This window comes from Kitasatospora sp. NPDC057965, from assembly GCF_042887135.1.
Classification (GTDB): Bacteria; Actinomycetota; Actinomycetes; order Streptomycetales; family Streptomycetaceae; genus Kitasatospora.
In genome coordinates, this window is record NZ_JBHVPZ010000021.1 from 164,089 (window position 1) to 170,088 (window position 6,000).

A 6,000-nucleotide genomic window follows, 5' to 3' on the forward strand; every position below is an offset into this window, starting at 1 on the left:
CGGGTGGCCGGCATCAGCCGGCCACGACCTTCCGCAGCTGCTGGAAGGCGGTGTAGTTGGCGATCGCCTCGATCCGGCCGGGCGGCGCCATCCGGACGGCCTGCTCCAGCGAGTCCACGACGTGGAACTGCAGGCCGGCGACCTCCAGGCGCACCGCCAGGTCCAGCTTGCGCTGGCCCAGCACGAACACCGGGTGCCCGGCGAGCCGCTCGTAGTCCACGTCCCACAGCCACGAGGTGTCGGTGCCGTCGGCGTCCAGGGCGTTGACCGAGAGCACCACCGGGGTCGGCGGGCCGTCGATCAGCGAGAAGGTCTCCAGCCAGCCGGCCGGGTTCTTGGCCAGCAGCAGCCGGATGTCGCGGCCCTGGTACTGGACGACGTCGTAGCGGCCGGCCACCGCGGTGACGGAGCGCATCCGCTCCAGCGCGACCTGCGGGGAGACGCCGAACACGGCGGCGACGGCGGCCGAGCTGGTGGCGTTGGCCAGGTTGGCCCGGCCGGGCAGCTGGAGCTGGATCGGCCAGGCGCCGCGCTGCGGGTCGATGACGTGGGTGCCCTGCAGGGCCCAGTGCGGGTTGGGGCGCCGGAAGCCGCACTCCTGGCAGAACCAGTCGTCGCCGGGGCGCTGCATCACGCCGCCGCAGGCCGGGCAGGACCAGGCGTCCTCCTTCCACGCCTGTCCGGCGGCCACCCAGACCACCTTCTTGCAGGAGGACGCGGCCCAGGTCACCAGCGGGTCGTCGGCGTTGGCGATCACCACGGCCTCGGTGTCCTGCAGGCCCTCGCGCCACTTCTCCGCCATCATGCGGGTCTCGGCGGCGCGGTCGAGCTGGTCGCGGGAGAGGTTGAGCAGGGCGATCGCCTTGGGGCGGGTGTCCCGGGCCACCATCGCCAGGTACTTCTCGTCGACCTCGATGACGCCGAAGCGGGCCTCGGAGCCGCCGGCCAGGGCGGAGGTGATGCCGGCCGGCATGTTGGCGCCGAGCGCGTTGGAGACGACCGGGCCGGCGGCGCGCAGCGCCTCGGCGATCAGACGGGTGGTCGTGGTCTTGCCGTTGGTGGCGCTGACCAGCACCACGTCGAGGTTCTCGGCGAGGGTGGCGAGCAGATCGGGGTCGAGCCTCAGGGCGACCTTGCCGCCGATCACCGATCCGCTGCCGCGCCCGGCCTTGCGGGAGACGGCGGCGGCCACCTTGCCGGCGGTCACCGCGATCTTCGCGCGCGCCGGCAGCGAGGCGTCGCGTGCGCCTGTGGGCTCCGATTCGGTGCCTGCCATGCTCAGTGGTTCCTCCTTGCTGCGGCACCGCCCGGGGCCGGACTACGGGCCGTCGGGCGGCGGGGACGGGATCAGCCTACCGACTCCGCTGCCCGGCTCGGCGCCCCGGACCCCGTGCCGCCTGCTGTGGAGCGCCCGGAGAGCCCGTCCGGGCGGTCCTGACACGGGGTCGGGGCCGGCGGTGTACGGAGGGGCCGTTCGCCGTCGGGGACGCACCGCCGGGGTGCGGCGGTTCCGGCCGCCGGGGCGGGAGGAGCCCTTGGTGAGGGTGTGGTGAAGAAATGACCAGATGATTACCGGCCCGGGCGGGTCTGCCAGGGCACCGGGAGCTCCTCGGCCGCCTCCGCCAGGTGCGCGGTGATGACCAGGGTCCCGTCCTCCACCTGGTGGTCCAGCGGCGCCGCCAGCCGCCGCATGGTGGCGATCAGCCCGGAGTTGGAGGACTGGGTGACCGCGTACACCGTGTCCACCCCGGCCTCCAGGGCCAGCGCGGACATCCGCCGCATCAGGTCCAGGCCCAGCCCGCGCCGCTGCCAGGCGTCCTCGACCAACACCGCCACCTCGGCGCCCTCGTCGTCCCACATCAGGTGTCCGAGGGCGACGATCCGACCGTCGGCCGTCTCCACGGCCAGGGTCTGGCCGTGCCGGGCGTCCAGCAGGTGGTCCAGGTAGCGGTCGGCGTCCCGGACCGGTCCGTGGTACCGCTTGCGCAGCGTGTCGGGGGAGCAGCGGTGGTGCATCGCCAGCGCCGCCTCCTTGTCCGCCGCGTCGGCGCGCCGCACGGTCAGGTCGGCGCCGGCCGGCAGGCTCAGCCGGGCCCGGACGTCCGGCACCCGGGGCCCGAGCAGGGCGTCCAGCTCGACCAGCGCCTGCGCCCGGGCGAACTCGGTCGGGGTGAACGGCAGCTGCGGGCGGGTGAGCTCGACGAGGTCCCCGGAGGGCACCGGCAGCCGCATCACGTGCCCGTCCACCCCGGCGGCGGCCCGCGCGGCGGCGCCCGGGTACTGCCGGATGCCGCACTGCCCGAACAGCCGGCGCAGCGCGATCGGCAGCTCGGCGGCGTCCAGCGCGGTCCGGGTGGCCAGCCCCAGGACGTGGGTCGGCAGGTCCACCAGGTCGTGGGCGTCGGCCGGGCCGGTCCAGATGTCGTCGCCGCCGGCCCCGGCGACCAGCGCGGCCAGGTCGGCCCGGGCCAGCGAGCGCGGGGCGCGCACGAAGAACTCGTCCACCGCGCCGGACGGCAGCGGGTGGGACTGCATCGAGACGATGTTCACCTGCCGCGCCGCGAAGGCCGCGCAGATCCGGGCCAGGCTGCCGGGGGAGTCCCGCACCGTGGTGCGCAGCCGCCACAGCGCGGTCTCCTCGAAGTCGTGCAGCGGCCCCTTCAACGGCTCGGCCTGCGAGGCCTGCGAGGCCTGTGCGGCCGGCGCGACCTGCACGGCCGGCCCGGCCGGTGGCGCGGGCGCGTCCGGTGCGGGCGGTCCGTGCAGCCGGTGGTGGTGCGACCACCAGGTGTGGAACAGCGCCGTGGCGAGCAGGGCGGTGGCGGACGCGGCCAGCACCACCGGTCCGTCGGGCCCGTGCACCACGAGCTTGGCCACCAGGTCGGCGGTGGTCACCGAGACGAAGACGGCGGCGAGCTCCACCGCGTCGCGCCGCCACCGGTGGGTACGGCCGCCGCGGCGCTGGGCACGGGAGGGGTTCGGGGACTGGACGTTCTCGGGCTTCGGCTTCTCCAGGTGCTCCATGCCATCAATCTGCCGCTTCGGTGTTTCACGATCACGAATCCCCCGTGACCTGACGGTTAATGGTGCCGTGCATCGCCCGGCCCACGACCGGAAGCCTTCACTTCGTCGAGCAGGATCAGCAGGTCCGTTTCGGTGGTGGCCGGGTTGAGCAGGCAGGCGCGCAGGATCTCGCGGCCGGCCAGCCGGGCGCCGGTGACGAAGGCGCGGCCGCGGCGCTGGACGGCGGCGGGCAGCTCGCGGTTGAGCGCGTCCAGGTCGGCCTCGGTCAGGCCGGGCGGGCGGAGGCGGAACGCGACGATGGAGGTCTGCACCTCGGCGAGCAGCTCCAGATCGGGGTCGGCGGAGACGAGTTCGCCGAGCCGGCGGGCGAGGGCGGTGGTACGGGCGACGTCCCGGGCGAGGCCGTCGCGGCCGCGGTGGGCGATGGTGGCCCACACCTTAAGGGCGCGGAACGGGCGGGTCTGCTCGGTGCCGTACTCGGAGAACCAGCCGAGCTCGCCGGCCGTCTCGTCGCGCAGGTAGGAGGGGACGAGGCTGAAGGCGGCGCGCAGCCCCTCGGGGTCGCGGACCAGCGCGCAGCCGCAGTCGACCGGGACGCCGAGCCACTTGTGCGGGTCGAGGGCGAGCGAGTCGGCCCGCTCCAGCCCGGCGTAGCGGTGCGCGATCACCGGGTCGAGCACGCCGAACGCGCCGTAGGCGCCGTCCACGTGCAGCCACAGGCGCTCCTCGGCGCAGAGGTCGGCGAGCGGGTGGAAGGCGTCCACCGCGCCGGTGCCGACGGTGCCGGCCGAGGCGACGACCAGGAAGGGCAGCAGTCCGTCGGCCCGGTCGCGGGCGACGGCGGCGCGCAGGTCGGCCGGGTCGAGGCGGCCGTCCGGGCCGGTGGCCACGGTGCGCAGGTAGCGGCTGCCGAGGCCCAGCAGCTCGGCGGCCTTGCGCACGCAGGAGTGGGTCTCGCCGGTGACGTAGCCGACCAGCGGCGGCATCCCGGCCAGGCCGTCCTCGCGGACGTCCCACCCGCCGGCGCGCGCGGCCCGGTCGCGGGCGGCGGCGAGGCAGACGATGGTCGCCATCGAGGTGCCGGAGGTGAGCAGTCCGCCGCCGGGCGGGTGCGGGAAGCCGACCAGCTCGGCGATCCAGCGGACCACGGCCCGCTCCAGGTGGACGTCGGCGTGGTCGCCGCCGGCCGAGCTGGGGTTCATCGCGGCGGCGGCCAGGGTGGCGAGCACGCCCGCCGGGGCGGGGGCGGAGTTCACCCAGCCGAAGAACCGGGGATGGCCGTTGCCCATCGGGTACGGCAGCACGTCGCGGCCGACGGTCTCCAGCAGCTCGGCGAGCGGGCGGCCGGCCGCGGGCAGCGGGGCGTCCAGCAGGGCGCGGCGGGCGGCGTCGTCCATCGGCTGCCAGACCGGGCGGGCGGCCAGCCCGGCGAGGTGGTCGGCGGCCAGGTCGGCGGCGGTGTGCGCGGCGGCGCGGAAGTCGTCGGCGGTGTCGGCGGCGTCGGTGCGGGGGGCGTCGGAGGTCATGTGCGGCTCCGGGGGTGGTGCGGGCCTGGTGGCGCGGCGTCCTCGGCGCACCCGAATCCCCGTGATCCTACGGAAACGGGCCCGCGCCGTGCGGCGCGGGCCCGAAAGGCAGGACGGGCGGCGGTCAGTCGAGCGAGGCGGAGAGCCCGCTCGCCGAGCGGCAGTAGCCCTGCATCTCCTTGTCGGTGAACTTGGCGCAGAGCCGGCCGGCCGCCCCCGCGTCGGTGTAGTTGACCGTGTAGTAGCTGACCAGGCCCTCCGCGCAGGCCTTGCGCTGCCAGCCGTCCGCGGCGGTCGCGCACTGCTGGGCGGCCCAGTCCTCACGGTCCAGGTTGTACTTCATGGTGCGCGAGCCCACCCCCCGGCTGCAGTCCACCGCCCCGCCGGAGGCCTTGCCGTTGAGGCACCACTTCAGGGCCTCGGCGTACACCTCGGGGTGGTTCGGGTAGTCGTGCGAGGAGAGGTAGAAGGTGGGCGCGTAGAAGTAGCAGGCGGACTGGAACAGCGACGGCTGGTCCTTGCACGGGTAGAGCGGGTCCTGGGCGAGCTTGTCGGCGGGGAGGTTGGCCTTCGCCTTCTCGTCCTCCTCGTCGGGGCCGAAGAGCTGCATGAACAGGCCCTCGGAGCAGCGGATCCGGTTCTGGTCGGTGGTGAACTTGTTGCACAGCTCGCGGGCCTTGGCGACGTCCTGCTTGGCGACGAACATCGTGCCGTGGCCGACGCCGTGGATGCAGGGGCCGCTGTTCTTGGGCGCGCACAGTTTGACCAGGTCGGTCTCGGGCTGGGGGGAGGCGTTGAGCATCTCCTCGACGGCGCCGTGCAGGTAGCCGGCCGCGCAGGTCTCGTGCGGGTAGGAGATGACCTTCTGGAAGTCGGCGTTGAACCGCTTGACGGCCGCGTGCCCGAGCTCGTGGGCGATCGGGTGGCAGAACCGGACGGTGTAGGGCAGCTGCTTGGTGATCCGGTCGAGGTCGGCCAGCGCGACGCCGGGGTCGCTGGCGTCCATCTCGGCCATCAGCTTGTTGCGCAGCGTCGAGCGGGTCCACACCGCCGGGTCCCCGGTCGCCGTGGCGCCGACGGCGGTGGCTCCGCCGGCCGGCTGCGCGGTGCCGGCCCCGGGGGCGGCCGGCTGCTCGGCCACCGCGGCGGTGACCGGCTCGGGCGTCCAGTCGGTGACGGCGACCGACCCCAGGCCGAGCACCCCGAGCAGCAGGGCGGTGAGGATCGCGAAGGCTCGCGGTTGCATGACGGAGATCCCCCGGCGGATCGAGACGGACGGGACTCTCCCCATCCTGACGGCACGGGCTTCGGATTCCGCGTTATCGACCGCCATTCGGGAGGTGTCGGCGACGCTACCGCACCTCCTGCCGGGTCAACGACGCGGGTTGGCGGCTGGTCACGGGACGGGCCCTGGCGGCCCGTCGGGTCCCGGGCGGCGCGGTGTGCGCGC

General features: G+C 74.8%; 4 protein-coding genes. All 4 read right to left on the minus strand.

The window, feature by feature from the left end:
* Positions 1–13: 13 nt before the first annotated feature.
* The gene (locus tag ACFVVU_RS26415; protein WP_355371978.1) at positions 14–1,276 is read right to left on the minus strand and encodes a MurT ligase domain-containing protein; all 1,263 of its coding nucleotides are present in this window, start codon (positions 1,274–1,276) and stop codon (positions 14–16) included.
* Between the two features lie 293 nt (positions 1,277–1,569).
* Positions 1,570–3,024, minus strand: a complete 1,455-nt coding sequence (locus tag ACFVVU_RS26420) for a GNAT family N-acetyltransferase (protein WP_380684607.1) — start codon at positions 3,022–3,024, stop codon at positions 1,570–1,572.
* A 56-nt stretch (positions 3,025–3,080) separates the two neighbouring features.
* Entirely contained in the window at positions 3,081–4,550 is a 1,470-nt protein-coding gene (locus ACFVVU_RS26425) for a pyridoxal phosphate-dependent decarboxylase family protein (RefSeq protein WP_387792589.1), read from the minus strand.
* Positions 4,551–4,674: 124 nt separating this feature from the next.
* Positions 4,675–5,796 (minus strand): hypothetical protein, encoded by a 1,122-nt coding sequence (locus ACFVVU_RS26430; protein WP_380684609.1) that lies wholly within the window; start codon positions 5,794–5,796, stop codon positions 4,675–4,677.
* Between the last annotated feature and the right edge of the window lie 204 nt (positions 5,797–6,000).

What these genes read in the sequence shown, in the direction of transcription:
- ACFVVU_RS26415 (WP_355371978.1), bottom strand. Translation starts at nt 1,276, where the DNA reads ATGGCAGGCACCGAATCGGAGCCCACAGGCGCACGCGACGCCTCGCTG.
- ACFVVU_RS26430 (WP_380684609.1), bottom strand. Translation starts at nt 5,796, where the DNA reads ATGCAACCGCGAGCCTTCGCGATCCTCACCGCCCTGCTGCTCGGGGTG.
- ACFVVU_RS26420 (WP_380684607.1), bottom strand. Translation starts at nt 3,024, where the DNA reads ATGGAGCACCTGGAGAAGCCGAAGCCCGAGAACGTCCAGTCCCCGAAC.
- ACFVVU_RS26425 (WP_387792589.1), bottom strand. Translation starts at nt 4,550, where the DNA reads ATGACCTCCGACGCCCCCCGCACCGACGCCGCCGACACCGCCGACGAC.